25 protein-coding genes are annotated in these 26,887 nt (G+C 38.3%); 9 read left to right on the top strand and 16 right to left on the bottom strand.

The genetic code is table 11. From position 1 onward, the window contains the following. The first annotated feature begins 74 nt into the window (after positions 1-74). Positions 75-494 (top strand): hypothetical protein, encoded by a 420-nt coding sequence (locus EYS08_RS19900; protein WP_131031755.1) that lies wholly within the window; start codon positions 75-77, stop codon positions 492-494. A 179-nt stretch (positions 495-673) separates the two neighbouring features. On the opposite strand, the gene EYS08_RS19895 is transcribed toward EYS08_RS19900, so the two are convergent. Beyond that, on the bottom strand, positions 674-2,977 hold the full coding sequence (locus EYS08_RS19895; RefSeq protein ID WP_131031792.1) for an ATP-dependent helicase: 2,304 nt from the start codon (positions 2,975-2,977) through the stop codon (positions 674-676). An 829-nt stretch (positions 2,978-3,806) separates the two neighbouring features. On the opposite strand from EYS08_RS19895, the gene EYS08_RS19890 reads away from it, so the two are divergent. Then, positions 3,807-4,130: a DUF493 family protein gene (locus tag EYS08_RS19890; RefSeq protein ID WP_131031754.1), complete on the top strand. Its 324-nt coding sequence runs from the start codon at positions 3,807-3,809 to the stop codon at positions 4,128-4,130. A 551-nt stretch (positions 4,131-4,681) separates the two neighbouring features. On the opposite strand, the gene EYS08_RS19885 is transcribed toward EYS08_RS19890, so the two are convergent. Next, positions 4,682-5,035 carry a winged helix-turn-helix transcriptional regulator gene (locus EYS08_RS19885; protein ID WP_131031753.1) on the bottom strand — a complete coding sequence of 118 codons (354 nt, stop codon included), beginning with the start codon at positions 5,033-5,035 and terminating at the stop codon, positions 4,682-4,684. Between the two features lie 80 nt (positions 5,036-5,115). On the opposite strand from EYS08_RS19885, the gene EYS08_RS19880 reads away from it, so the two are divergent. Then, on the top strand, positions 5,116-6,000 hold the full coding sequence (locus tag EYS08_RS19880) for an NmrA family NAD(P)-binding protein (RefSeq protein ID WP_131031752.1): 885 nt from the start codon (positions 5,116-5,118) through the stop codon (positions 5,998-6,000). Between the two features lie 47 nt (positions 6,001-6,047). On the opposite strand, the gene EYS08_RS19875 is transcribed toward EYS08_RS19880, so the two are convergent. From EYS08_RS19875 to EYS08_RS19860, 4 genes are read right to left on the bottom strand one after another with little or no spacing between them, the layout of a single operon-like run. After that, on the bottom strand, positions 6,048-6,413 hold the full coding sequence (locus EYS08_RS19875; RefSeq protein ID WP_131031751.1) for a nuclear transport factor 2 family protein: 366 nt from the start codon (positions 6,411-6,413) through the stop codon (positions 6,048-6,050). Positions 6,414-6,442: 29 nt separating this feature from the next. Beyond that, positions 6,443-7,948, bottom strand: a complete 1,506-nt coding sequence (locus EYS08_RS19870; protein ID WP_165456522.1) for a PH domain-containing protein — start codon at positions 7,946-7,948, stop codon at positions 6,443-6,445. After that, the gene (locus EYS08_RS19865; protein WP_131031749.1) at positions 7,941-8,495 is read right to left on the bottom strand and encodes a PH domain-containing protein; all 555 of its coding nucleotides are present in this window, start codon (positions 8,493-8,495) and stop codon (positions 7,941-7,943) included. The genes EYS08_RS19870 and EYS08_RS19865 overlap by 8 nt, the downstream gene beginning before the upstream one ends. A 55-nt stretch (positions 8,496-8,550) precedes the next feature. Further along, the gene (locus EYS08_RS19860) at positions 8,551-9,525 is read right to left on the bottom strand and encodes an SGNH/GDSL hydrolase family protein (protein WP_131031748.1); all 975 of its coding nucleotides are present in this window, start codon (positions 9,523-9,525) and stop codon (positions 8,551-8,553) included. Positions 9,526-9,827: 302 nt separating this feature from the next. Between EYS08_RS19860 and EYS08_RS19855 the strand changes: the two genes are divergently transcribed. Next, positions 9,828-11,198, top strand: coding sequence for a dipeptidase (locus EYS08_RS19855; protein ID WP_131031747.1), 1,371 nt, complete (start codon positions 9,828-9,830; stop codon positions 11,196-11,198). Positions 11,199-11,958: 760 nt separating this feature from the next. Continuing rightward, positions 11,959-12,939, top strand: coding sequence for a glycoside hydrolase family 43 protein (locus EYS08_RS19850; RefSeq protein WP_131031746.1), 981 nt, complete (start codon positions 11,959-11,961; stop codon positions 12,937-12,939). Between the two features lie 20 nt (positions 12,940-12,959). Here EYS08_RS19850 and EYS08_RS19845 read toward each other — a convergent pair whose 3' ends face one another. The 3 genes from EYS08_RS19845 to EYS08_RS19835 all read right to left on the bottom strand — a co-directional run bounded on the left by EYS08_RS19845 (position 12,960) and on the right by EYS08_RS19835 (position 17,295). Beyond that, entirely contained in the window at positions 12,960-14,207 is a 1,248-nt protein-coding gene (locus EYS08_RS19845) for an MFS transporter (protein WP_131031745.1), read from the bottom strand. Between the two features lie 266 nt (positions 14,208-14,473). After that, positions 14,474-15,997 carry an IS1182 family transposase gene (locus tag EYS08_RS19840; protein ID WP_131031744.1) on the bottom strand — a complete coding sequence of 508 codons (1,524 nt, stop codon included), beginning with the start codon at positions 15,995-15,997 and terminating at the stop codon, positions 14,474-14,476. 767 nt (positions 15,998-16,764) lie between these two features. Beyond that, entirely contained in the window at positions 16,765-17,295 is a 531-nt protein-coding gene (locus EYS08_RS19835) for an NAD(P)H-dependent oxidoreductase (protein ID WP_131031743.1), read from the bottom strand. A 99-nt stretch (positions 17,296-17,394) separates the two neighbouring features. On the opposite strand from EYS08_RS19835, the gene EYS08_RS19830 reads away from it, so the two are divergent. Together EYS08_RS19830 and EYS08_RS19825 are read left to right on the top strand one after the other, a co-directional pair. Continuing rightward, positions 17,395-17,760, top strand: a complete 366-nt coding sequence (locus EYS08_RS19830; RefSeq protein ID WP_131031742.1) for a winged helix-turn-helix transcriptional regulator — start codon at positions 17,395-17,397, stop codon at positions 17,758-17,760. Between the two features lie 473 nt (positions 17,761-18,233). Further along, positions 18,234-19,130: a glycoside hydrolase family 25 protein gene (locus EYS08_RS19825; RefSeq protein ID WP_131031741.1), complete on the top strand. Its 897-nt coding sequence runs from the start codon at positions 18,234-18,236 to the stop codon at positions 19,128-19,130. Positions 19,131-19,221: 91 nt separating this feature from the next. On the opposite strand, the gene EYS08_RS19820 is transcribed toward EYS08_RS19825, so the two are convergent. Then, positions 19,222-20,319, bottom strand: a complete 1,098-nt coding sequence (locus EYS08_RS19820; protein WP_131031740.1) for a mandelate racemase/muconate lactonizing enzyme family protein — start codon at positions 20,317-20,319, stop codon at positions 19,222-19,224. Positions 20,320-20,567: 248 nt separating this feature from the next. Between EYS08_RS19820 and EYS08_RS19815 the strand changes: the two genes are divergently transcribed. Both EYS08_RS19815 and EYS08_RS19810 read left to right on the top strand, forming a co-directional pair. Further along, entirely contained in the window at positions 20,568-22,580 is a 2,013-nt protein-coding gene (locus EYS08_RS19815) for a thioredoxin domain-containing protein (RefSeq protein WP_131031739.1), read from the top strand. A 10-nt stretch (positions 22,581-22,590) separates the two neighbouring features. Beyond that, positions 22,591-23,097: an FKBP-type peptidyl-prolyl cis-trans isomerase gene (locus EYS08_RS19810; RefSeq protein ID WP_057933416.1), complete on the top strand. Its 507-nt coding sequence runs from the start codon at positions 22,591-22,593 to the stop codon at positions 23,095-23,097. An 84-nt stretch (positions 23,098-23,181) separates the two neighbouring features. Here the strand turns inward: EYS08_RS19810 and EYS08_RS26490 are convergent, their stop codons facing one another. From EYS08_RS26490 to EYS08_RS19785, 6 genes are all read right to left on the bottom strand, one after another. Further along, entirely contained in the window at positions 23,182-23,385 is a 204-nt protein-coding gene (locus EYS08_RS26490; RefSeq protein WP_262711739.1) for a Uma2 family endonuclease, read from the bottom strand. After that, the gene (locus EYS08_RS26485) at positions 23,382-23,801 is read right to left on the bottom strand and encodes a Uma2 family endonuclease (RefSeq protein WP_262711738.1); all 420 of its coding nucleotides are present in this window, start codon (positions 23,799-23,801) and stop codon (positions 23,382-23,384) included. The genes EYS08_RS26490 and EYS08_RS26485 overlap by 4 nt, the downstream gene beginning before the upstream one ends. A 41-nt stretch (positions 23,802-23,842) precedes the next feature. Then, complete coding sequence (locus tag EYS08_RS19800; protein WP_131031738.1) at positions 23,843-25,063, bottom strand: hypothetical protein; 1,221 nt, start codon at positions 25,061-25,063, stop codon at positions 23,843-23,845. After that, positions 25,056-25,640: an RNA polymerase sigma factor gene (locus EYS08_RS19795; protein ID WP_131031737.1), complete on the bottom strand. Its 585-nt coding sequence runs from the start codon at positions 25,638-25,640 to the stop codon at positions 25,056-25,058. The genes EYS08_RS19800 and EYS08_RS19795 overlap by 8 nt, the downstream gene beginning before the upstream one ends. A 124-nt stretch (positions 25,641-25,764) precedes the next feature. After that, positions 25,765-26,460, bottom strand: coding sequence for a DUF4397 domain-containing protein (locus EYS08_RS19790; RefSeq protein ID WP_131031736.1), 696 nt, complete (start codon positions 26,458-26,460; stop codon positions 25,765-25,767). 165 nt (positions 26,461-26,625) lie between these two features. Continuing rightward, a partial coding sequence (locus tag EYS08_RS19785) for an IS3 family transposase (protein ID WP_131029031.1) occupies positions 26,626-26,887 on the bottom strand: 262 nt, incomplete at its 5' end.

Raw genomic sequence — 26,887 nt, 5'->3', positions numbered from 1 at the left:
TTTTCAATAAGAATCCTAAAAGTTTAAGCCATATTTGGTGTTTAAAATGGAAATCAGATCTTATCAGTCAATTTATGGATATAGAATCTTTTTATACAGGCTACCTTACGGCGCAAGGCGAGAAAATTTATCTGGGAGACAAAATAAGGGGTAAATTTTTCTATAAAATGCAGGTTCAATATGAAATGGAGACCCAGTCTTTTGTATTGGTTTCACAAAATCTGCAATCACCTTATCGAAAATATCTTTTATCAGATTTGGAAAAAATTGAAGGACTGAGTATAGTCGGAAATCAATTATTCTTTAAAGAGCCAAAAGTAGGGGAAAAAGTGAAAATTACTGTTGATAATAAAGGCGAATTTTTCCCCTTTGGGAGTATGGTGGAAATTATTGAGGTAACAGATGAATGGAACGTACAAGCTAAATCTTTGGATAGTGAACAATTAATTATACTCAAAATCGGAGAATTTCTCGAAGATCGATCTAGTTATTAAAAGTTGAGAACACAACCTTAGGTATAATTTCATCGCATTCGTCATGCTGAACTTGATTCAGCATCTATTTGTTTTATTTATTAAAGATCCTGATCCCGATGGAAAATCGGAATCAGGATGACGAATTTTCGTTATTTTTCCGTGCCTCTGAGTTTCCGTGGCTAAATGGAAATCTGCGTTTATTTTACAATCATCAGTTTCGCAAACTTAAGCAGTAGCTGTTTATTGCCTAAGCCCTGGAAAAATACAGTAGCCTTAACATCAGGCAAGGTTCCCTCCAAGCTGATAATTTTTCCAAAACCGAATTTTTCATGCTCAACTTCCATACCGCCTTGAAATTCATGCGGTTGTGATGGGGTAAAACCAGGTGTTGGCACGTGTGCTTTTGCCAATAGCGACGTTGTTTTCGGGCGGACTGGTGGGGCAGAAGTAGTTGCACCGGCCGCTGGTTTTGGTTTGCTAAAGAAATCACGCGGCTGTGAGGTCCATGTTTTGCGGTCATCGTCGAAATTACCATCAAAACTGTTCGACTTGGCTGGTTTTACATCCAATTCTAAAAATTTCGGGCTAATTTCGTTAATGAAACGGCTTGGTTCACAGTTGGTTAAAGTTCCCCAACGGTAGCGCGAAGTAGCATAAGTAAGTGTCAGTTTTATTTCTGCACGGGTAATGGCCACATAAAATAAACGGCGTTCTTCCTCTAAATCAGTGCGGTTAGTTAACGACATTTGCGAAGGAAACAGGTTTTCTTCCAACCCTACGATAAACACGTTCTTAAACTCCAACCCTTTGGCCGAGTGGATCGTCATTAAAGAAACGGTATCCTTATTTTTATCACCATCTTTATCATCGTTGGTTAAAAGGGCAACATCCTGCATAAAGATATCCAGACCTTTTTCTTCAATGTCTTCGCGCTCTGCAAATTCCTTAATACCGTTTAATAACTCTTGGATATTTTCGTATCTCGCACGTCCTTCAACACTATCATCGGTGTATAATTCTTTTAAAATACCTGCATGTTGGGCAATAAACAAAGCCGTATCATACGCATCGAGCTTTTTTGCCTCTGCCTGAAAACTTTGCACCATCATAGCAAAATCGTTCAATTGATTGGCTAAACGCCCATCTACATATTCGTGCGCATTCGAAATTACATCCCACATGGTTTTTCCATGCTGATCTGCCGCAACAATGATTTTATCAATAGAGGTATCGCCAATACCACGCTTAGGGTAATTAATAACACGCTTTATAGCCTCTTCATCCTTCGGATTAAAAGTTAAACGGAAATAGGCAATTAAATCTTTAATCTCTTTACGTTGGTAAAAAGATTGACCGCCATATATCCGGTAAGGAATATTGAGTTTGCGTAACCCCTCCTCCATAGCCCTGCTTTGTGCATTGGTACGATACAAAATGGCAAAATCGTTGTGTTGGTAGCCTTTGGTACTTCGTTCCTGAATAATGGCTTCGGCAACCAGTTTACCCTCTTCGTTATCGGTAAAAGCCCGCGAAACCTTAATGCGGTCGCCAGGTTCGTTATCTGAGAAAACGTTTTTTTCGAGCTGGTTTTTGTTGTTGGCAATGATACTGCTTGCTGCATCAACAATATTTTGGGTAGAACGGTAATTCTGTTCTAATTTATAAACCTTTAAATCAGGGTAATCGCGTTCGAAGTTTAAAATATTCTGGATGTTTGCACCACGGAAAGCATAAATACTTTGTGCATCATCACCTACCACGCAAATGTTCTGATAAGCAGCAGCCAGTTTTTTCACAATGGTATACTGCGAAAAGTTGGTATCCTGATACTCATCCACCATCAGGTATCTGAATTTCTGCTGGTATTTATTTAAAACATCAGGATGTTCTTTCAATAAAATATTGGTTTTGAACAACAAATCGTCGAAATCCATTGCTCCAGCTCTAAAGCAGCGCTTAGCATAGGTTTCGTAAATCTGGCCAATTAATGGGCGTTTATTCTGGATATCTTCAGCCTGTATCTGGTCGTTAGCCTGATATTCACCCCAGGAAATTAAATTATTCTTGGCTGATGAAATTCTATTGAAAACAAAGTTCGCTGCATATAATTTATCATCCAGCTGCATTTCTTTCAAAATAGCACGGATTACACTTTTACTATCATCGGTATCGTAAATAGTAAAATTGCTTGGGTAACCGATTTTCTCGGCCTCTACACGTAAAATTTTTGCAAAAACAGAGTGAAAAGTACCCATCCAAATGTTCTTTGCCTCTGCACCAACCACTTTACTGATACGCTCGCGCATATCCTTACTCGCCTTGTTTGTGAAGGTTAAAACCAGGATGTTAAATGGATCGGTACCGGTTTGAATAAGGTGGGCTACACGAAAGGTAATTACCCTGGTTTTGCCCGAACCTGCACCTGCAACAATCATTACTGGTCCTTTTGTGTTCTCTACTGCTGCTCTTTGTTGTGGGTTTAATCCTGCTAAATAATCCAAATCGGCTCCTGTTTTTTTGAGGTTCAAAAATAACAATTCCTATCGCTTTTTGCCAAAGTTGTTAGTAATTAGTTAGGTGTTGTGAATTGAATTTTATTTTGATTGATTTGGAGGAAAGCTACATCTGTATTTCATCGGCTTCGGCAGTCCTTTGCTTTGCTCATACGGCTGCAGGCATTGCCCACAAGGCCGGTATCCGCTTCGCCAAGGTTTATGTAATTGGGTTTGTGCTACTATTGAGGGTTTAAAACCTATCGCTTCAATTTTATAGCTCGTCATTCTGAACTCGTTTTATTAGTTGTTCTTATTGTTTTTTAGGTCTAATAGCTACTTTGTGGTCAACATCTATCCGTTATTGGCTTCCATGTTCTTATCTACCTTATATGGTAAAGTGGACCTTGCTTTTATGGGAGACAAGGTTATGGCTAGATCTGCTCCTTTGGTTTTTAGAAAAGCCAAACCTGTATTTCATTGGGTTCTGCAGTCCTTTGCTTTGCTCATACGGCTGCAGGCATTGCCCACAAGGCCGGTATCCGCTTCGCCAAGGTTTATGTAAATTTAGTTTGTGTTGCTATTGAGGGATTAAAACCCTCAGCCTATTTATCGTTCGTCATTCTGAACTTGGTTCAGAATCCATCATGCCATTAAATTTGGTTACGAAGTCCCTTTTAGGGGATTTAGGGGTAAAGCCACAGCTGTATTTCATTAGGTTCTGTAATAATGCGTCCCTTCGATTCACTGAAATGGCGGTATTTTAATTAAAATAAACGTTTATTCTGTCAGAATTGCACCCTGTTTATTTGGGTATAGAATTTGATATGCTTTCTTTATGGATGAGAATAAAAATAATAAGGATATTGAGTTTACTGATATCCCCGATGGGACAAATACAGATATTTATGCCAATTTAAAGGAAAAACTGGAAAGTGTTGAGCAGTTTCCGGGTGTTTATAATTTTAAATTTATTCTCACTGGCGGGTTAGATAAAATACAAGAGTTACGTGCTATTTTGCCTGATGATGAGTTTATTGAGCAAGCTTCAAAAACGGGGAAATATGTTTCAATTACCGTAAAAAAGACGATGCAAAATGCGGATGAGGTGATTGCTATTTATAAGCAAGCAGGAAACATCAAGGGGATTATGACATTGTAGGCTTCTGTATATCAAATACATGATTCGATCGAAGATTTTTTAAGATTCATAAATCTCAAACAAAAGCCCTTCGACTACGCTATCAATAACAGATTCAAAAGAAAGGTCGTCATTGCGAGGAGGAACGACGAGGCAATCTTTCATGCTAGAGGTCTTGCCATAAAGATTGCTTCGTCGGCTGAAAAAGCCCTCTCGCAATGACGATAATCTGAGGGGATTTAATCTTTTAGCTCTATGCACCATGCCTCATTTAAATTCCTCACATTTCTTTTTAAGGCTGCAGTTTCCACCTACGTTGTTCGTAACCTGATGGAAGCGGCAGCCCCGAAGCATGAGGGCTACAGCAAACAGCAGGACTGCCATCTCCAATGAAAAACAACCATCTCATTTCCAGTCAATTAAAAAGTTTAATCACCTATTTACCAACTAATTTTCTTCTCGGAGTGCAATGTCGGTGCACGTAATCAAGTCGCTTCCCTTGTGTGTTTGTAAGCTTTGGTTTCGTTCCCCAGTCTGCAGGATAATGCTTCGACAAGGTTTATATCATTTTGTTAAACAGAGCCATTTTTAACAGCCCAATCTACCATCGAATCTAATACCTGAAAAAGATCCTGTCCTGATTTTGTGAGGCTATAGGTTACTACCGGAGGGACAACGGCTTGTGCATCTCTATGAACAAGGTCATCATTTTGTAATTGCTTTAAATGTTGTATAAGCATTTTTTCAGTTATCTGTGGTATTGCACGTTTTAACTCGCTGTAACGTTTAGGGCCACTCATTAAGTGAAAAATAATAATCGGTTTCCAATAACCACCAATTTTTTCCATTACAAAAGTAACAGGGCAGCTTGTTAGCGCTATGCCTTTATTAAAATTACGGGTCGAACTTTCTTTAACAGCTGTCATGGTTGCATACTTTGGGGTAAGTACTTGTATAAAAGTAAGTGCAAATATAACTTTGTATTCAATATTTAAAAACAAAAATCATGAAAATAACATTAACAGGATCAATAGGTAATATTACTAAACCGCTTGCCGAAATATTGGTAGCCAAAGGTCACGAAGTAAAAATTATTAGCAGCAACGCCGATAGAGCCGAAGAAATTAAATCGCTGGGTGCAATACCATTGATTGGTAGTGTGAGCGATACCAAATTTTTAAAAGAGGCCTTTTCTGGCGCTGATGCTATCTACACCATGGTGCCGCCGAATTTTGCAGCACCAAAATTTAGGGCATATATTAAAAGTATTGGCGAAAATTATGCTGTTGCCATTAAAGAGTCGGGGGTTAAAAAAGTGGTGAATTTAAGTAGTGTAGGTGCAGATCTGCCTGATGGAACAGGACCAATTGCTGGATTGCATGATGTAGAAAATATTTTTGCTTCATTATATGGGGTAGATGTAAAACATTTACGTGCTGGTTATTTTTACATTAACTTTTTAGCCAATATAGATATGGTTAAACATGCAAATATATTAGGATCTAATTTTGGTGCTGATTCAAAACTTGTTTTGGTGCATCCCCGTAACATTGCAGAGGTAGCCGCCGAAGTATTGGAAAGTAATTTTACAGGTAAAACCGTACAGTACGTAGCCAGTGATGATGAAAGTACGCCAGCTGATGTTGCAAAAGTATTAGGTACTGCAATTGGTAAACCAGCATTACCATGGATAGAATTTAGCGATGAAGATGCATTTAACGGGATGGTAGGAGCCGGTTTACCTGAAGAAATAGCCAAAAACTACGTAGAAATGGGCGATGCAATCAGAAGCAATAAACTTTTTGTAGATTATTATAAAAACAGACCTGTTTTAGGCAGCATTAAGCTTAAAGATTTTGCTGCTGAGTTTGCTGTGGCATACCAGAATTAATTGAATTATAGCAGCTGCCTGGATTTAAACCTGGCAGCTGTTATTTTTTATATGGCCACACAACTTCCCGCAATTACTTTCCATTCCTGATCAAACAACTTCCAGACTCTTAAATATCTGAAAATACCTTCAATAGATTGTGAATTATATACTGCCTTTAGCTCAATTTTTACACTAACAACTGCAATATCGTTAATCAGATTAATTTGCTGTTCAGTCGGTAAAATAGAATTTACAATCAAATTTCCAGATGTATATGTTTCCATATCCATAGCCTTTGTTATGGTTACACCGTTGGGCAGGTTAAAAAGTAAATCTTCATGCAAAAGCAGATCTAGATCCTCAATATCACCATGCTGTATGGCCGTTAATAATCTATCTTCATTTAAAATGATCTGTTCCCTGGTATTCATATTAATTGTTTTAGTTCTTTAAAAAAAAATTACATCCAATTCTCATTTTTACGCTCTAACTGATACAGCCAGTAATTTACCAGCTGTTTAATTTCGGTATAATTGCCATATTTAAAATGAATCTGACCTGCAGCCGTGTGTAAGGTGAGATGACCAACATCAACCCCTTTATGCCATGGATATTGAAAAGTGGTAATGGCCTGAATCTTATTTGGCATTACAATTTCATTTGAAATATCCCAGATCCCACTGGTTTTGATGATGAAATCCTGACTTACTGAAATCTGATGTCGGCGATAACTGATGTAAATCATCAAAATGCCAATTATTAAATAAGCAATTGATGCACCGATATAGGGCCTAACCTCAGGAACGTTAAACGCAATGATTAAAAATGCCACCACTGGCAAAATCAGTTTAAAGAAAATCGGTAAATTCAAAAAACGCCAGTCAGGGATAAAAGTTTTTGCTTTTAAAGGTGTTTGGCCCAATATCATTTTTAGCAATTCGTCCCTTTCGCCAGGGTTACATCCCGGAATTTCTAAGGTATTTCCCTGCATTTCGTGTCCTTTTTTACTTTGACCAAAATGAGCCTGCTTTAAACTCATGTTTAGCATATTCATCTTTTTCTGGAAGTAATTTTGGCTGTATTTGGTAATCTGGACTTTATTCGGACTAATCAAGGTATTTTTCTTAGCAATGAGCCCTGACGAGAGCAAGAGTGTGTTTTTATGTTCGCTAATTTCGAGTTCGAAATACTTATAAAAGGTTCTAACCAGGTTAATAATCAACAGTAACACTAAAAGGCTTGCAATTAAGATAAAAACCGTAACAATGGTTAACATACCTGTTACCGTGCTCTGAATTTCATCTTTATTAATTTTAAAAGCATCAAGCAGCTGCCTGCCTTCATAAATAACAGTGTAAAAAAAAGCAGCAAGTAAGGCTAAACTTTGCCCATAATTAGAGGTAAGCCCTACTTTAAACAAAGTCCAGGCACTTATTCTTAAAAATGGTGTTTCTTCTGTTTTGTGGTTTTCTTGTTCAATTTCCGATTGTGCTTCAGTTACAGTTCTTCTATTTAATAGATGTTCTTTAAGGTTATAGGCAGAAGTTTCGTCAATGGCTTTTATGCTTACTTCTTCTCCATGAGCACCAGCAGTATCGATTTTTAACCCATAAACGCCGATAATTTTCTGCAGAATATTCTGGTTAATGTTAACCTGCTGTATTTTATCAAGCTGAATGATTACCTGATCGCGGTTGAATATTCCCTTATTCACCACAAATTCCTGCTTTTCTTTATCTAAAAAGAAAGTGAATTTTAAATACCATAAATAAGCAAATACGAAACTGAATACGATTATTGCAGAAATGCCTAATATCAGATAGGTAAAATAAGTACTCGACATTTTTACGAACGCGATAACAAACAAGAAAAAACTCGCCTTGCCAATTTTCAGCATGGTATAAGCACCCATTATAATAATACCAAAGGCCGATTCCCGCTGCGGTTTACTAAAATCGTTATTCATTGGCATTCAATTCTGTTGTTGGATTTTCAAGCAGGTCTAGTTTTTTCAAAAGCAGATCCCTAATACGTTTTGCATCATCAATTGCAATACCCGAAATATGGATATGCCCGGTTTGGCCACCTGCGGTAAACAGCTGTAATGATCCCAATTTATGCATTCTGGAGAAAATCCCTTCATTTAATTCGATATGCTGAATCCTGTTTAAAGGAACAATAGTTGTAGATTCGGCAATAATTCCACTTTTGTATATTACATCATGCGTGCGGATAGCATAACCCCGTTTGTTAAAACTAGCCCGAAAGAGTAGCGAAAAGATGGCAAATAAAGCTAAATAAAGGGGGATAATCCATTTGGCATTTGGTTTTACTTCATCAACAAAGAACAGGAGTATACCAATAGCTATTCCCAGTAATCCAAAAAAGATCAGTAGATTAATACAGATGATTTTCCAATAATCGCGGTGCGGCCGGCTTAACTGAATGTCTTCGTATTTTGGAAGAAGATCGAGATCAATAACTTCATTTGTGAAAAATGTCTCAGTAGTCATGGTTAAAGGTATAAAACATATTAATCTATAAATAGACTAATGTTTAAATCTTTTGTTACCTCGCTACAATAAACTTTTTTGCAGAACTGTATTGCCCTGAATCGGAAGAGATTTTAAAGAAGTAAATGCCTGGAACAAAAGTAGAAGTATTGATCTCTAAAGTGTGTTTTCCCGTATTAAGGTATTCGTTTACTACTGTTTTAACCAATCGGCCCATTAAATCGTAAATCTGGATGTTAATTTTATCCGCTTCCGGTAAAACTACATCGATAAAGGTTTGCATGGCTGCAGGATTTGGGTAATTCTGAGTAACGGTGAATTTTAAGAATTTATCAAAAATTGCTTTATTAATAGCGTCGAAAATAACATAGCTCACCAATCTGTAACCGCGTGCATTTGGATGAAATGGATCCTGATAAAGCGAAAAATCACGTCTCATAGCCGCATTTACATCTGCTAAATATATTTTATACTCAGCAGCTAATTTTCTGTATGCCGTATTGAGGTTCCTGATATTGGTATTTACAGCCGCATAACTTTTAATGGTCCTATCATCCACAAACTGTAGTGTACATAAAATTGGGACTAATTTCTGTTTAAGGCTTACCGTAATTAATGCCCGCATATTAGCAATGGTTTCGGCTACACTTCCCTTGCCGGTAGTCATTGCAACAGCATCATTAATGCCCATATCAATTACAATAAAGCCCGTTCTATTGGCTATCGCATTATCAATTCTGAGCAAACCCTGAAAAGTAGTCTGGCCACCAATACCATGATTGGTAATATCTACTATCTTATTGGTATAACAGTTCAAAAAGTTGTTCTGCAGCATGGTTTGAAAACCAAGGCCATTTATACCTTCTACAGTGCTGGCTCCAAAGGTTACAATATTTATACTGTCTTTCGAATAATATTGGGCTGCTTCCGGGCAACTTACGCGGGTAGGGGGCGGCCCTTGAGCTAAGGAAGAAAAGCGGACAACAAGAAGCAGCAGCAGAGATAGAAATACTTTCGCGCTAAACTTCATTGTTAAAATTCTTTCGTACAGGATTTAAGGATATCTGTTATTGGCGCAATTTACAAAAAAGTAAATATAATTAATGCTGTGCTATATTTTTTTACAAACATTAAATCATTTTTTTGTATTTATTAAAAGACGCATTTTATGTTTAAAAAATAGAGGTATGATTTTGGGCCTTATAAAAAATAATTAAACCCATTACCATGTTGGCTATAAGCAAAATTTTACCCTGGTATGGGGATAATTTATTAACCGCTTGCTGTGCCTTTTATTTGGTAAAGCCTATATTTGTCCAAATTCATTTTGTTATGCAAGAGATTAAAAATTATGTAGAAACGCACAAACAACGTTTTTTAGATGAGTTGTTTGAGTTATTGCGTTTTCCATCGGTAAGTGCTGATCCGAAATACAAAGGCGATGTTTTAAAAACAGCTGATTATGTTGCGCAGAAATTAAAAGATGCAGGTGCAGATCAGGTAGAAATTTGCCCAACTGCAGGATATCCTATTGTTTATGGCGAAAAAATTATAGATGCTTCTTTACCCACTGTTTTAATATATGGTCATTACGATGTTCAACCGGCAGATCCATTAGAACTTTGGCATACCCCACCTTTTGAGCCCACAGTACGCGATGGTAAAATTTATGCCCGCGGTGCCTGTGATGATAAAGGACAGTTTTATATGCACGTAAAAGCATTCGAACTGATGATGCAAACCAATACTTTGGCCTGCAACGTTAAATTTATGATCGAAGGTGAAGAGGAGGTAGGTTCTGCAAATCTGGGTATTTTTGTAAAAGCGAATGCCGAGCGTTTAAAAGCCGATGTAGTTTTAATTTCTGATACTTCGATGATCAGCATGGAACATCCGTCAATCGAAACCGGTTTGCGTGGTTTAGCTTACATGGAAGTTGAAGTAGTTGGTCCGAACCGCGATTTGCACTCTGGAGTTTACGGTGGTGCAGTAGCTAATCCTGCAACTATCCTTTGTAAAATGATTGCTTCATTACACGATGAAAATAACCACATCACTATCCCTGCCTTTTATGATAAAGTGCTTGAGTTAACAAATGAGGAGAAAAAAGCATTAAATTCTGCACCTTACAACGAAGCTGAATACAAAAAGGATTTAGATATAGAAGAAGTTTGGGGCGAGAAAGGTTATTCAACCCTGGAGCGTACAGGTACCCGTCCGACTTTAGAAGTTAATGGAATTTGGAGCGGTTATATTGGCGAAGGCGCAAAAACCGTATTACCGAGTAAAGCCAATGCAAAAATTTCTATGCGTTTGGTTCCACACCAGAGCTCGGAAGAAATTGCCGAGATTTTTACCAAACATTTCGAAAGCATTGCGCCTAAAAATGTAAAGGTAAAAGTTACGCCTCACCATGGCGGCGAGCCCGTGGTAACCCCAACTGATAGTATTGCTTACCAGGCAGCAGAAAAAGCAATTGAAGATAGTTTTGGTAAAAAAGCTATTCCAACTCGTGGTGGTGGTAGTATTCCTATCGTGGCCTTGTTTGAAGATGCACTGGGTATTAAATCGGTACTTTTTGGCTTCGGTTTAGATAGCGATGCTTTACACTCACCAAATGAGAAATATGATATTTACAATTATTATAAAGGAATAGAGACTTTGCCATTATTTCATAAATATTTCGCAGAGCTGAGCAAATAAGGATAAGCTTTTTTGTCAGTCTGAGCATAGTCAAAGTTGTCCGTCTGAGCGGAGTCGAAGACCATCCCTGCCTATTTATATAAGCAGGGATTTTTTTTGAAAGCGAATCTTGATTCTTCGTAAATGAACGGTTGGTTTTTCATAGGTGCTGTAATCCCGCCATCGCTTATATTCCTCATTTCGCTATGCTCCATTCCGGGCTATTTAGCTTTGTCGGGTTTATAAACGTAGGTCTGTTCTTATACGGTGCTGATTACCCACCTTGCAGCCCCAAATAGTAATGGAAGCCTTGCAACCTAAACCTGACCGTAGTGTAAAGCCCACAGGCCGAAGCATGAGGCCGAGGATTTGAAACGGAGGGCAGGACCGGCTTAACCAACTGGCTTGGGGTTTTGCTTTCCAAAACAACTAAATAAATTTAACTTTTATTGTCCGTCTGAGCGGAGTCGAAGACCTGCCTAATTTATTAAGCGGGGATTTTTTTTGAAAACGAGCATTCTGTTTTTCATAGGTGCTGTAGTCCCGCCATCGCTTATAGTCCTCATTTCGTTGCACTTTATTCCGGGCTATTTAGCTTTGTCGGGTTTATTTAACAAAAGACAGTTCCAATATCATTAAGTTAAGCATAAGCGTTGTCAGTCTGAGCGTAGTCGAAGACCATCCCCATTTTTTTAAACCTCTTAGCGCTTTTACTTTCTGCAATTGCGGTTAAACCAATGGACTAATTTTTTTACCACAGATTTTTTTCTAAATTGCTGCCATGAAATATCTATTCTCATCTCTTTTACTTTTATCTGGACTTACTTCTTTAGCTCAAGATACTAAAACGATTAAGCAATCTGGAAATCCAATATTTCAAGGTTGGTATGCAGACCCTGATGCGGCTATTTTTAACAATAAATATTGGGTTTACCCCACTTATTCTGCTAAATACAAAGAGCAGGTTTTTTTAGACGCCTTTTCATCTGATGATTTAGTAAAATGGAAAAAACACCCACATATTTTAGATACTGCTGCTGTAAAATGGGTCAACAAAGCCATGTGGGCGCCTGCAATTGTTCAAAAAGATAAAAAATATTACCTGTTTTTTGGTGCTAACGATATTCAAAGCGATAAAGAAATCGGCGGAATTGGTGTAGCCGTTGCCGATAAACCAGAGGGACCGTATAAAGACCACCTCGGAAAACCTTTGGTAGATAAATTTCATAACGGTGCGCAACCTATTGATCAGTTTGTGTTTAAAGATAAAGACGGCCAGTATTATTTAATTTATGGTGGCTGGAAACACTGCAATATTGCAAAGTTGAATAAAAATTTTACGGGCTTTCTGCCTTTTGAAGATGGTACAACCTTTAAAGAAATTACGCCTGATAATTATGTAGAAGGCCCGTATATGTTCATCAGAAATGGTAAATATTATTTCATGTGGAGCGAAGGCGGCTGGACTGGTCCCGATTACTCAGTAGCTTATGCCGTTAGCGATTCGCCATTCGGTCCGTTTAAAAGGGTTGGCAAAATATTAAAGCAAGATGCCTCAATTGCTACCGGCGCAGGCCACCATTCTGTAATTATTAACGAGAAAAAAGGACAATATTACATTGTTTACCACCGTAGGCCCTTAACCGAAACTGACGGCAATCATCGTGTTACCTGTATTGATGAAATGAAGTTTGATGCAAATGGTAACATTCTTCCCGTAAAGATTACAAACGAAGGTGTAAAAGCCCAAAGAGTAAAATAAATGCTGTTCGGCTGGAAGTTTTATTCAATTTCCAGCTGAGCTTCAGTTTTTTGTAAAACAGTTTTTGCCTGCTTTTTATTAAGTGTATTAAACCCCCAGGTGCATAATAAAAGCATACAGGCCAAGCCGAACCAAAGCCAGTTATAACCTAAGTTTTTGGCAATGAAGAAGCCAAATAATGGACCAACAACCTGTGCGCACGACCAGCTTAACGTATAACCTGCTGCATATAAGCCCCTGTTATGTTCGTTACTTCTGCTAATTACGATGGTATTTATAAAAGGTAAGGTGAGCATTTCGCCGCAGGTAAAAACTACAATGGCAAGCACTGCAGCAGCAATATGAAAACTAACCGGAGCACTTAGTATGATATACGAAACTGCAAATAGAACCGCACCCACGATAATGAAAAACATGGGTGATCTTTTTGCTTCAATCTTGTTGATCATGATCATTTCAAACAAAGCAATTACAGCCCCATTAAGGCCTATAATAATTCCAATCTGAAACTCATCAATATGCCATTGTTCCTTAAAAAATACCGGAACAACCCTAAACATTAAAAAAGCGCAGGTAATAAAAACAGTTGTAAGCAGAATGAACTTTACATAGAAAATATCTTCCCATGGTTTCAGAATGATCATGTTGCTGGCATTTTCTTTAGCCTTTTTAATAAAATCTTTCACTTGCGGCAAAAACGACAGAATTAATAAACCAACAATAATGCTTACCCCACCTTCAACAATAAACAAAAGCTTATAATTAATTGAAGCAATAATTCCTGCCAAACTAATGCCTACAGACCAACCGATGTTTACCGCGAGTCTGTTTAAAGAGTACGATCTTGTTATAGTGCCTTCTGCAGCGTAGTGTGCAACGGCCGTAAAATTTGCCGGGCGGAAGGCCTCAGAAAAAAAGCTGATGACAACAGTTAAAATGCATAGGCTATAAAAGTGGGTAATGGTAGAAAAGAGGATGAAAAGTAAACCGCCAACTATCGACGAAAGAATCTGTACTGGGCGGAAACCAATCATATCGGTTAATTTTCCTCCCATTGCCGAACCCAGAATAGAGCCTATGCCAAATAAGGTGATGATTAACCCAGCGTCCATTTCCGAGCGATGTAAACTTTGGGTAACGTATAAGCCCATAAATGGAACAGCCATGCTTCCACATCTGTTAAACATCATTACAATGCTTAAGAGCCAGGTTTCTCTGCTTAATCCGCTGAATGATGTTTTATAGGTGTTGAAAATAAGTTTGAACATGCTGTATTTAGATGCAGTAAAAATAGCAAAAGCCAGATATTAATTAATCATCTGAATTTAATATCTGTATGTTAGATTTTATTTCTAATACAGTAGTCATCCGATAGCTATCGGATCTCGCGCAGGTGGGAACCTTAAAGCGGTCGCTATTTTTTACTTAAGGCTCGGGCTTGCCTCGGCTCACCGCCGCCGAAGGGCTCTTTCTTTTGGCTTGGGTGGCTGTTGCACAACGTAAATATCAAATCAGGTTGTTAATTGTTCTTATTTTAGTTTGCTGTGTGTATGAGTAATTCTCTGATTGACTGGCTGAAATGAAAATGATTTTTGACGGCAACTATGACGCTTGATACATTTAAGCAGGTTGTTTTGAAACTGTTTTTGACTATTCGTTCTAAATTTGCTTTTGCCATAACGTTAACCTGAACTTTACGTATTGTAAACCTTAATAGCTTTTTCAGATTGTAGGCAACTGCCGCCATAGTCATGCACTTATTTGCTTGAACTAGCCCCTTTGTATTTATCCTTTTCATCCCATTGTTGTTAACTAGCGAGCCAATTACCGGTTCCACAGTGCTTTGCCTCTTTTTCATCAGTATTTTTGCCTTTTTGGTAAGCATCCGATAATGCATCCGCTCGTAGTAGGGGCTATCCTCGGTTTGTTTTATAAGCGGGCCTTGAGTTTTCAATGCACTACAGTTATTTCTAAATGGGCATGAATGACAGTTCTTTATACTAGTTCTATAATGCTTATTGATGTAATTGCCATCTTTTTGGCTTCCCCTGTAGGTCAATTTCTTGTTATTAGGACAGGTATAAAAGTCACCATCAGCACTGTAGGGAAAGTCGGGACGTTCATGTATATACTGGCCACGGTTGGGTATATATCCCTGAATTTTATTTTTTTCGAGTGCCCTAAGCGCCTCTCCACTGCTGTAACCAGCATCCGCTATAACCTCTTCCAGCATAATGCCATGTGAGCTGAGGGTATGTTTTACTTTTTGTACTACTTCTTCAAGACATTGGCAATCTCTTTTATCTGCACTAAAAGCTTCTATATGTGTAATCATATGCGACGCAGTATCAACACAGACCTGGCTCAAAAAGTTAAGTGCTGTTGCTTTACCGGGCTTAACCGACATCTTTGCATCTGGGTCTGATGGGCTGTAATGTGTCTTATTACCAGGGTTCTTTTTAAGGGGAAGGTCGTTGTAATCTTTATGTTTAAGTTTGTCTATAGCAATTACCTTAGCTACATCTTCTTGCTGATTTGCATCCAGCTCCTCTCCAAAGGCCACTGCATCATCTAGTATCTCCCTTTCAATCATACTATCTAACGAAGCATTTGCCTTTACATAAACTCCGTCAACAGCCTGCCTCCGCCCAGAAACCATCCCATTATCAATACATTGCTTAAGTACTAACTTGAATATTTCGGAAAATACCTCCTGCCCATAGAGTTGTCGGGTATGGCTCAGGGTACTGTGCCAAGGCAGCTCCTCATCCAGGTCATAGCCAAGAAAGAAAAGGATATCCATACGCATTTTGGAGATGGAAATAATGCGTCGGTCACTGTTCAGGTTTTCCAGATAACCCACTAACATCAATTTCATAAATACTACAGGGTCGATGCTTTTCTGACCCTCTCCGCCATAATACTCAGCAGTAGATTTATACATAAAGCTAAAATCAATAAGATCTTTTAGCCTCCGGTAAATATTGTCGGCAGGAACGGCATTTGACAGCTGGAAACTTACAAATAGCTTTTCCTGAAAGTGCTTTTTTCCTTGCATGACTTAAAATACATAGAAAAAACATCAAGATTATACTAAGTTATTAACAGCTGTGAGTTGTGCAACAGCCACCCAAGCCAAAAGAAACAAAAACCCAAGGCTTGCATCCTTTCTTGTAAAAACCTACGAAAATCTTTATCGCGACAGTATCTAGGCTCTTACCCTTGCTTATTCCCAACGCTCTCGCTTGATCCTGCCTTGGGCTGTGGGGTAATGATGGGGAGTGCACAGATTTCCGGGCTTTTTCCGGCGAAAATCTGCTAGGCCGGATAGCAGGGTGCATTTAGCATGGGGGGTATTGCAGGGTGCGGTAATTTGTTTTTTAGCCCTTTCCCTTTCAGGGGAAAGGTGCCGATAGGCGGATAGGGGGTTAAGGTGCTAAAAAGTAACGTTTGTAATCGCGTTCTTTGCGATCTACTTTGTGCCCTCTGCGGTTAAATAAAAAACAATAACATCTTTTTTACCACAAAGGTCACAAAGAAAGGGCACGAAGCACACAGAGCTGGGTGCCTAAGGCTATATTGCGCTCTGTGTTCCTCTGTGTAAAACTCAATGCACTCGGTGGTAAAAAATTAGGGTTCTTCGCGGTGAAGGAAAAAACAAAGACATCTTTTTCTACCACAAAGTTAGCAGAGAAAGGGCGCGAAGTACACAGAGCCGGGTGCCTAAAGGCTATATTGATCTCTGTGTTTTTCTGTGTAAAACTCAATGCACTCCATGGTAAAAAAAATGGCGCTCTTCGCGGTTAAATATTCGCTTTATCCTCTTTACAACGAATCTAAAAAATCTAAATACAAAGGAACGCTTGCTTCTATCCATTTTTTAGAAGTGTTATACTCCATTCCATAATAAGCAAATGGGGGTTGGTAATCGGCTTTTACATATTCAAAAGAAAGTTCGAACGGACGGGTTAATTCTGCTAATGTGTATTTATACTTTTCTGATGGATGCAGTTCGTGTTCTTCAACGCCCAATGAAATGGCCAGGGCAATTTTCTTGTCTGCAAATTTGAAACCGCTTTTGCTCCCATAGGCCCATCCATGGGTGAGTACTTCATCCATCCATTTTTTTAACAGTGAGGGACAATTGAACCAATAATAGGGAAATTGGAATACAATTTTATTATATCGTTCAACCAGCTTTTGTTCTGCCAATACATCAATCTTTTCATCAGGATTTGCCTCATACAGTTGGTGGACTACATATTTATCAGGGTATTTATTTAATTCTTCAATCCACCGTTTGTTGATTACGGAACTTTTAATATCGGGATGGGTTACGACGATCAATGTTTTCATTTTTACAAATTTTGATAATTATAAAGTACAAAAATAGGTGCATAACCGCTTGTTTTGTACATTAGCGACCAATTGTAAGGTACTATAAAAAATGTAAGTATGTCTAAAATCAAGGAAACCTCAACCAACTATGCTAACAAACAAGCTTTAGCTGATGAGTGTTTAGAAGTTTATACAACCAACATTATCGGGGGGCAATGGGCTTTAGTGATCTGTTCGTGGTTAATGAACGGTAAACTCAGATTTGGGGAGTTAAAAAAACATTTGCCAAATATTACCGAGCGAATGTTAACCTTACAGCTACGCAAATTAGAAACAGATAAAATTGTTAAGCGGACCATCTACGCCGAAGTTCCGCCACGTGTGGAATACGAACTAACCGCAATTGGCCTCGAATTGAGACCGATCATTAATGCACTCGAAAGTTGGGGCGTAAAACATAAAAATCTGTTAGGGGAGTTTTGATCTGGTTTATTTAAGCTCAGCATACAAAACTCAATGGTTATCTCTTTATTCGAAGAGCATACCTCGAGGGGGTAAAGCGGAAGGTTTGAAAACGACGGGCGGATAGGGGTTTAATGCGCTCGCTATAATACGGTCGTCATTCTACTATAACAATAAATCCGTCATTGCGATGAGGCTTTTTCAGCCGAGGAAGCAATCTTACTACTATGGGTTATCTGCGATTGATGCGGCAGTGACTCCATCGGTTTTGCTTCTAACAATTTTCTGTCATCCTGAGGCACGAAGGATCTTTTACTGAGATTCTTCACTGCGTTGAGAATGAAAATTGCAGGTTTTGCCCCAGGCTCGGTCTTGCCTCGGCTACCGATGAAAAATCGGTACAGGTCCACCGCCGCCGAGGGGCTCTTACTAAGGCGGAGCAACTCACCTTTTTTATTTCACCCATTTTCCTCAACTTAGCAGCATTAATAACTATGCCGCCAGAGAAAAGAACCCCAATAAATAAAAGTACAGTTGCACGAAAACCTGCCGTTAGGAAACCCGCAACCAGAAAACCCACAACAGGCAGAAAAAAGAAAGGTGGCATTTCGGTTCAGCTTAAATTGGTTATTGCAGGTTTATTGTTGATTTTGCTCTCTCCATTTTATTATGGCTATGTTTTAAGAAGTTTTGTGGCTACCTGGCGGTGGGTTAAAGACTGGGGGCAAGACCCTAATTACAGAACTTACGAAAGTTTTAACATCAAAATCCCCAAAAAATATACCGTTCACGGTATCGACGTTTCCTATTATCAGGGTAAAATAAACTGGCAAAAGGTAAAGGAAATGAAGGAAGATGAGGTGAGCATCCGTTTTGCCTTTATCAAAGCCACAGAAGGGCAGATGCTTGTTGACCCGTATTTTCAACGCAATTGGCGTGAAGCACCAAAAGCAGGGATTATATGCGGTGCTTATCACTTTTTCAGACCGAAAAAAGACGGTAAAACGCAGGCTAAATTTTTCCTGCAAGTGGTAAATATTGAGAAAGGTGATTTACCACCCGTTGTGGATATTGAATCTCTAGATGGCGTTTCTCCTTTGAAAATGAGGGCAGAACTGTCTGATTTTCTCAATTATGTAGAAATGAAAACCAAAGTTAGGCCGATTGTTTATACCGGACTTAAATTTTATGAAGATTATTTAGGCGATCATTTTAACGATTATCCCTTATGGATTGCACATTATTATCAACCAAAGTTAAGGATGGACAAAAGCCGCTGGAAATTTTGGCAGCATTCTGATAAAGCTAAAATTAATGGTATTGGCCATGTAGTCGATTTTAACGCTTTTAATGGTGATAGTTTGGCGTTGGATAGGTTATTGGTTCATTAGTGGTTGGTTCACTTGCCGTGGGTTAACTGGTTAATTGTTTAAATCGGTTAATCGACTCCAAACGCCAAACCCCAACTCCAAACTCGTTAAACTAAACCGTCCAACTTTCACATTTCTCTAAGAAAAATTCATCAGCCTCTGCGCCGATACCGATTTCTTCGGGAACATCAAGAAAATAACCGTTATAAGTTAAGCCACCTACAACTGGGTCAACCAGGTGCCCCAATAGCGCTGTATCTAGGTCAAAAAACTCAACATTTGGGCTGGCCAATGCAAAATGTAGGTTGGCGCTTAAAGCAATCCTGGTTTCGAGCATGCTGCCAATCATACATTTTACGCCACGTTGTAAAGCTTCCTCATGGATTTTTTGCGCTTCTAAAATGCCTCCGGATTTAGAAAATTTAATGTTTAAATAAGTTGTAGACTGGCTGTTGATCAGTTTACGGGCGTCGTGATGGTTATAACAGCTTTCATCAGCCATTAATTTAATTGGCGAATTTACATTCAGCTCAGGTAATTTATCATCATACCAGGTACGCATGGGTTGTTCGCAGAACTCAATATTGTATTTTTCTAGCTCACCTAAAGCAAATAAAGCATCATCAAAACTCCAACCCTGATTGGCATCCAGGCGTAAAACCAAATCTTCACCTACTGCCTCGCGGATATGTTTAACCCTGTCTATATCATCGTGCACTTTTTTGCCCAGTTTAATCTTTAAGATGCGGCAACCCTGGCTTTTATATTTCAATGCTGTTGTGGCCATTCCCTCCGGTGTATCGATACCAATGGTCATATCGGTTTCTATGGTGCGTTTGGTTCCACCAAGAAATTTATATAGGGGTAATTTGGCATTTTTAGCGGCGATATCGAATAATGCCATATCGAAAGCACTTTTAATGGTATAGTTATGATCGGCATAACCCAATAAGTCGTTCATCCGCTCTGGAATTTCCAGTGGATCTTTGCCCTTTAAAATAGCGGCGAAGTCTTTAGCCATGGCAATACAGGTTTCCTGTGTTTCACCTACAATCATCGGGAAAGCAGAACATTCTCCAATGCCGTGAATACCAGCATCGGTATAAATCCTGATGAGTACATTTTGTGCAAAATGCATGGTACCTGTTGCAATTACAAAAGGTTCCATTGGTATGCTAAAGCGGTATATTTCGGTATGAGTGATTTTCATTTTTTAGGGTTGAAGGTAAAAGGTTGAAGGTTTGTTATCAAGGGTAGTAAAGTTATCCGGCTCAATTCGTGACGCAATGCGTCACATTTCGGTTAAATAACCCATTTGTGGTTAATTCCATTCATTACACAGATTTCCAACTAAAGTATAAAAACAAAAACTAAATCGAAACAGGTTTGTAGAATATTAATAGATTTACGCCTCGAAATAAAAATTCCATTTCCCGCTTACATTTTACATTAACTGTCATGTCTGATACCAATAACCTAATCCACGCCTCATCCCCATATTTGTTGCAGCATGCCCATAATCCTGTTAATTGGTACGAGTGGGGGGCTGAAGCATTAGAAAAGGCAAAAGCGGAAAATAAACTCATTTTGGTGAGCATTGGCTATTCGGCCTGCCATTGGTGCCATGTAATGGAACGCGAAAGTTTCGAGAACCATGAAGTGGCTGAGGTAATGAACCGTCATTTTATCTGCATTAAGGTTGATCGTGAGGAGCGGCCGGATATTGATCAGATTTATATGTTCGCCATCCAGCTCATGACAGGCAGTGGAGGCTGGCCTTTAAACTGTATCTGTTTGCCCGATCAGCGTCCAATTTATGGCGGAACCTATTTCAGGAAAAATGATTGGATCAATATTCTGGAAAATGTTGCCGCGCTTTGGGCGAATGAACCTGATAAAGCTATCCAATATGCGGAGCGGTTAACTTCGGGCATTAAAGACAGCGAAAAGATAATCCTTGCAGTTGCAACAGCAGAAGAGTATACCCATGAACATTTAAATGAAATTATCGATCCATGGAAACGTCATTTCGATATTGGTTACGGAGGTTATAACCGCGCTCCAAAATTTCCTTTACCCAATAATTGGGTATTTTTATTGCGTTATGGCTTTTTAAAGGATGATGAATCTGTTTTTACAGCCGTTTGTCATACACTCGAAGAAATGAGCAGAGGTGGTATTTACGATCAGATTGGTGGAGGTTTTGCCCGTTATTCGGTTGATGATAAATGGCATGTGCCACATTTTGAGAAGATGTTGTATGATAATGCTCAGCTCATCAGTTTATATACCGAAGCATATCAGTGCACCAAGTTCTATTCGTTTAAACAAACAGTAGTTGAAACCATAAATTGGGTTTTTGAGGAGATGACTTCAGCCGATGGATTGTTTTATTCGGCACTGGATGCAGATAGTGAAGGGGTAGAGGGCAAGTTTTACATCTGGGATAAAACAGAATTCGATCAGGTTTTGGGAGAAGATGCCCAATTAATCGGCGCTTATTACAACATTACCGAAGAAGGTAATTGGGAAGAGGAACAAACTAATATCCTGCGTAAAACCCTAAGTGATGATGATTTACTTGCGAAATTTGATATCACGGCAGAGGAGCTTTACGATAAGGTAAACTCAGCTAAAGAAAAATTAATGGCTGTGCGTAGCAAAAGAGTTAGGCCAGGCTTGGATGATAAATGTTTAACTGCCTGGAATGGTATGATGATTAAAGCTTTGGCTTATGCTGGACAGGTTTTAAATCACGATTTATACTATCAAAAGGCATCAACTGCGGCCAGTTTTATTTTAAGTCACTTAAAATCAGAAAATGGTGGCTTATACCGTAATTATAAAAACGGAAAGGCTTCTATTACCGGCTTCTTAGATGATTATGCCTTTTTTATTGAAGCACTTATTGCCTTGTACGAGGCTGATTTTGATGAAAAATGGTTAGAAGAGGCAAAATTATTGACCGATTATGTAATCGCTAATTTTACGGATGCAGATTCGCCGATGTTTTTCTATACCTCTGCCGAAAGTGAAGATTTAATTGCCCGGAAACATGAAGTAATGGATAATGTAATTCCGGCTTCAAATTCTACCATGGCGCAAAATTTGCAGCAACTCGGTTTGCTTTTCGATATTGAACAATATACCGAAAAAGCTTCAGAAATGCTTGCGGCGGTTCAGCCGAAGATCAAAAGTTATGGCTCTGCTTACTCAAACTGGGCTATTCAACTGTTAAACGAAATTTACGGCATAAACGAAATCGCCATTATCGGCTTAGAAACCGATCGTATTAAATTAGCATTAAGCGGACATTATATTCCGAACAAAATTACATTGGGCGGAACAAAAAGTAGCCTACCGCTGTTAAAAGGTAAGCAAAGCAATGAAACAAAAGTTTATATTTGCCGAAATAAAGTATGCCAGTTGCCGGTTAACACTGTTGAGGACGCATTAGAGTATTTACAATAAATTAATTTAAATGAATATTTCACCAAACTCTGTAGTAGCGTTAACTTACGAATTGCATACTACTAACGAAGAAGGACAACAAGTTTTTGTAGAAAAAGCTGATGAACAAAATCCTTTAGTATTTTTATATGGCGTTGGCATGATGTTGCCTAAATTTGAAGAACATTTAACTGGTTTGAAAACTGGTGATGAATATGGCTTCGAGCTATCTGCAGCAGATGGTTACGGTGATATCGATCCAGGTGCTTTTGCCGACCTTCCAAAAACCATGTTTACTGAAGCTGGTGGCGAATTGCCAAATGTTGGTGATGTGATTCCTTTACAAGATAACAACGGTAACCAGTTTAGAGCAGGCGTTACTGCTGTTCACGATGAAACTATTTCAGTAGATTTAAACCACCCAATGGCTGGTAAAAACTTGGTGTTTAGTGGTGTGATTTTAAATGTACGTGAAGCTACTCAAGATGAATTGGCTCATGGTCATGCTCACGGAGCTGATGGTCATTCAGGTCACTAATTATATATAAGCGATTTTAAAGAAGTTAAGTTTTAATAGCAAATTGCCATTTAAAACTTGACTTCTTTCGTTAATATCCACGTTTTAATCCTGAAAAACCTCATCTAAAATGAGTTTAAAGCCTGGTATAATCGTTGTGGTTACCTCTTCACCTTCGGTGAGCAGTTTTGTTGGTTGAAACTTGCCATTATCATTGAGGATATACCTGAAAAATGTTTTTTCAGAAGGGCTTACAATCCAGTATTCTTTAACGCCTGCTTCTTCGTAAACCTCATATTTGTTGATCAATTCTTTTTTATTGTTGCCAGGCGATAAAATTTCGACAACGATATCCGGAGCACCAATACATCCAGTTTAGTCTGATCGCAGATCACTGCAATATCAGGTTGCACTACGGTGAAAACTTCCTTGTCATCTCGAGTTTTCTTAGCTAAGCGGACATCAAAAGGTGCTGCATACACTTCACATTTATGGCCGTTCAGTGCGTTATAAATTGGTGCGTAAATTCTTCCCGATATTTTTTGATGAATCCTGGAAGGAGCAGGGCCCATCTTGAAAATGTACCCTTTGATAATTTCTAAGCGCTCTTCAAATTCGAAGCGCATATAATCTGCATAACTGTAAGTTGCAGAAAAATCGACCTCGTTAAGGGTTTTAATTGGAGGTTGCTCCTCTTCAGTAGGGTATGGTTTGATATTCTTCATATTAGGCATTTAACCAAATATACTAAATATCTTAGTTTTTTCTAGAAGTCAATCTTCAAACGCAGTCCGCCGTTGGTGAGATTAAGGTTTTCTTTAGAGAAAGTTTTCATTGGCAGCCTTAAAAAAGGCTCGATGGCAATATTGTTCTTTTTGGATATTTTTTGTTTATAACCCAAAGAAAAATTGTAAAATCCGATGTATCTATCAGGATTTATATTGGCTTCGGGCTGTGGTTCAGTAGTTTTTTCTTTCACAATCAATGTCTTCGAATCTGCATAGCCATTTGCTGTTGTGGAAGAAAAATTCTGCACCTGATTTACAATATAGTTATTCTGCTGTGAGTTTTTTATAACCGCCAATGCAGAAACTCCAATATTGGTATATAGTTTGTCACTTATTTTATATTGCAACTCTAAAGGAACATTAATTCCACGTACTTTAGCATCAACCGACTCTAGGTTTTTACCTGATAAAGTTTGTGGAGCAGAAGCATTTAGCGATTCGGTAGTGCTAATAGAAGCATAAGAAACACCAGAGCTTATCGATAACCTATTGGCGATGGCATACGATAAAGAAAGCCCATAGTTCATGGTTACTTTATTGTCATTACCCATCGCTGGGGCAACATACACATCAGGTTGCCATTTAGAGTTTTCATTTGTTTTAGATGGTGGTTTTTGCTGATTTGCATAACTATCCTGGGCAAGCAGTTGCTCAAAACTCGTTTGCGCAATGGGTTGAGGTTTCTTTTTGTCCGTTAAAATATCAAACCGGTTTGTTTTTAAGTTTGAAAGATTTGCACCTGCAAGCTTATTATCTAAAAGGTTATTATTTACAGGAGCCAATTGCGCTGATGTATTAATAAACGGATAACTGGTCTGCTCTGTTAATAATGGTTTTGTGCTTTCCGTAATTTTGGCTGGGCGATTCGCCGCTAGGTTATTTATAGGGATTGTATCGTTATTTAACGAAGTAGAATTGATTTTAGTTTCAATGTTGGTATTTGAATTCCCATTGGCTGTTGCATTTTGCTGAGCTTTAGGTTTAGTTATAGCAATATCTTTTTGCTGATCTATATTGTTTTGCGCAAAAAATACACCTCCGAAGATCAAAATTAAGGAAGCAGCAGCCCATAAAGGCCAGTAAGCAATGCCCCGTCTGTTATTTCCTTTTTCCGAAAAGCGCTCCCAGGCACCATCAGGGTATGTTTCCTCATGGTTTTGGAGTTGCGCGGTGATATGCTCAATTAATTCCTTATCCATTTTTTTCGTATGAATTAACCATGGTATTTAGGTAAAGGGTACGTAACTTATTTTTAGAACGTGTAAGGTAAACACGACTGGAACTTTCAGGAATGTTTAACATCTTCGAAATTTCATCGTGGGCAAAGCCCTCAATTTCATATAAGTTAAATACCAGTCTCTGCGTATCTGGTAAGTGATTTAGTAAATTCAAAATATCATTAACGTGTAATTCCGAAGCAACCGAAACCTGGGTAACCGGATGCTCGCTTTCTGCTAAATCATCAACATAAAACTGAACTTTCGAACTCCGTATTTTGTCTATTGCCGTCCGCGAAGCAATCTGGGCAATCCAACCTTTAAACGATCGTTGTAATTCTTCTGGATTTTTTGGCGCTTTGAAGCCGCTAACATGTTTAAAAATCTTGATAAAACTGTCATTTACAAGCTCTTCACTATCTGAAGGGTTCTTGGTATACCTTAAAATAATGCCCATTAAATAGCCATAAAATGATTTATACATCATTTCTTTACAGCTATTGTCGTTTTTTACACAGCCTTTTAAAATTTCCTCAAAACTGAGTATTTTTTTTATCACCCCTGTAAAGGACTATTTATTAAAGGTTTATCATGATTAATTATTGCAAATTTAAGAAAAATAACACCACCCAATTTTTTGAGTGGTGTCAATTTTTGTTTTCACAGGTAGCGTGAAATATTTTTTATTTGTTTGTCATCACTGATAAGCCAACTCCGGTACTATCGGTTTTGCTCGATAGGCCTTTAGCCCAGATGGTATAAATTTTACCTTTTTCAATTTTAACGGCTGGTAAGCTAACTTTAACTGTTCCGCTTTGCTTTAATTCGAAAGTATAGCTGTCATTCGGTGCAATATTGCTAAAAGTGGTGAACTCTTTAAATGCTTTTGCGGTAAATAAAGGTGCATCTGTACCCGCAATTGCTAAATCAAATGGAGCAGAACCCGGACTTAAGTTTACAAAACGAACTTTAGCCTTATCAGTTTCAGGTGCTTTTAAATCATCTTCAAGGACTAAAAGTTTTGTTGATTTTAAAGTATCTACTACGAAAACCGAATAAAATGATCCTTCTTTTAATGTAGCTTGAGCTGTGGTTAAATATTTTAAAGAGTCTTTTTTAGCAACCCCCACCAACCTTGTTCCTGGATAAGCGGCATAGTAGCCTAAATCTTTAGTGTAGGTAAAGCTATTTATTTTTTGGTTATCCAGGATAAAATCCAACGCGCCTGTTCCAGGTGATGCATGAACAAAGCCAATACCAGCCGCTTCTATCGGATCGTTGTTAAAATCCTTTTTGCAGGCAGTTATGGTTAAAGTTATAGCAAGGAGAGAGAGTATAATTTTTGTTGTAGTGCTAAAATTTTTCAAATTCGTTTTCATTTTAATGTTTTAAATCAATTTTATGAACAAAATTGGTTAATGGCCATTAACGCTTTTTTCTTGTAAAACGATTAACGGAATGAAAACGCTACAGCAGATGTGTTTTTTATAGAGAAAAAGCCACATGGAATTGGACTGACCCCCAAAGGTTGGACAAGTTAAAAATTAATTACATTGGTGAGCTCGATATTTTATCGGGCTCATTCCATTTAGATTTAGTTTGATCCTGTCGTTATTATAGTAATAGATATACTCTTCGATATCTTGTTTTAACTGGTTGATATCATTATACTTTTTAAGATAGAAAAGTTCAGATTTTAACGTTCCAAAAAAGTTTTCAATGACCGCGTTGTCCAAACAGTTCCCCTTCCTTGACATACTTTGTCTTATTCCTTTTTTCTTAAGCAGATATTGGTATTCTTTCATT

Origin of the sequence: Pedobacter kyonggii (assembly GCF_004310665.1) — a bacterium.
Taxonomy (GTDB): domain Bacteria; phylum Bacteroidota; class Bacteroidia; order Sphingobacteriales; family Sphingobacteriaceae; genus Pedobacter; species Pedobacter kyonggii.
This window is presented reverse-complemented; position numbering and strand designations above follow the sequence as displayed.

Coding starts and splice junctions, on each gene's coding strand:
- EYS08_RS19900 (WP_131031755.1), top strand. CDS start 75: ATGGATATAGAATCTTTTTATACAGGCTACCTTACGGCGCAAGGCGAG.
- EYS08_RS19890 (WP_131031754.1), top strand. CDS start 3,807: ATGGATGAGAATAAAAATAATAAGGATATTGAGTTTACTGATATCCCC.
- EYS08_RS19885 (WP_131031753.1), bottom strand. CDS start 5,035: ATGACAGCTGTTAAAGAAAGTTCGACCCGTAATTTTAATAAAGGCATA.
- EYS08_RS19880 (WP_131031752.1), top strand. CDS start 5,116: ATGAAAATAACATTAACAGGATCAATAGGTAATATTACTAAACCGCTT.
- EYS08_RS19875 (WP_131031751.1), bottom strand. CDS start 6,413: ATGAATACCAGGGAACAGATCATTTTAAATGAAGATAGATTATTAACG.
- EYS08_RS19870 (WP_165456522.1), bottom strand. CDS start 7,948: ATGAATAACGATTTTAGTAAACCGCAGCGGGAATCGGCCTTTGGTATT.
- EYS08_RS19865 (WP_131031749.1), bottom strand. CDS start 8,495: ATGACTACTGAGACATTTTTCACAAATGAAGTTATTGATCTCGATCTT.
- EYS08_RS19860 (WP_131031748.1), bottom strand. CDS start 9,525: ATGAAGTTTAGCGCGAAAGTATTTCTATCTCTGCTGCTGCTTCTTGTT.
- EYS08_RS19855 (WP_131031747.1), top strand. CDS start 9,828: ATGCAAGAGATTAAAAATTATGTAGAAACGCACAAACAACGTTTTTTA.
- EYS08_RS19850 (WP_131031746.1), top strand. CDS start 11,959: ATGAAATATCTATTCTCATCTCTTTTACTTTTATCTGGACTTACTTCT.
- EYS08_RS19845 (WP_131031745.1), bottom strand. CDS start 14,207: ATGTTCAAACTTATTTTCAACACCTATAAAACATCATTCAGCGGATTA.
- EYS08_RS19840 (WP_131031744.1), bottom strand. CDS start 15,997: ATGCAAGGAAAAAAGCACTTTCAGGAAAAGCTATTTGTAAGTTTCCAG.
- EYS08_RS19835 (WP_131031743.1), bottom strand. CDS start 17,295: ATGAAAACATTGATCGTCGTAACCCATCCCGATATTAAAAGTTCCGTA.
- EYS08_RS19830 (WP_131031742.1), top strand. CDS start 17,395: ATGTCTAAAATCAAGGAAACCTCAACCAACTATGCTAACAAACAAGCT.
- EYS08_RS19825 (WP_131031741.1), top strand. CDS start 18,234: ATGCCGCCAGAGAAAAGAACCCCAATAAATAAAAGTACAGTTGCACGA.
- EYS08_RS19820 (WP_131031740.1), bottom strand. CDS start 20,319: ATGAAAATCACTCATACCGAAATATACCGCTTTAGCATACCAATGGAA.
- EYS08_RS19815 (WP_131031739.1), top strand. CDS start 20,568: ATGTCTGATACCAATAACCTAATCCACGCCTCATCCCCATATTTGTTG.
- EYS08_RS19810 (WP_057933416.1), top strand. CDS start 22,591: ATGAATATTTCACCAAACTCTGTAGTAGCGTTAACTTACGAATTGCAT.
- EYS08_RS26485 (WP_262711738.1), bottom strand. CDS start 23,801: ATGAAGAATATCAAACCATACCCTACTGAAGAGGAGCAACCTCCAATT.
- EYS08_RS19800 (WP_131031738.1), bottom strand. CDS start 25,063: ATGGATAAGGAATTAATTGAGCATATCACCGCGCAACTCCAAAACCAT.
- EYS08_RS19790 (WP_131031736.1), bottom strand. CDS start 26,460: ATGAAAACGAATTTGAAAAATTTTAGCACTACAACAAAAATTATACTC.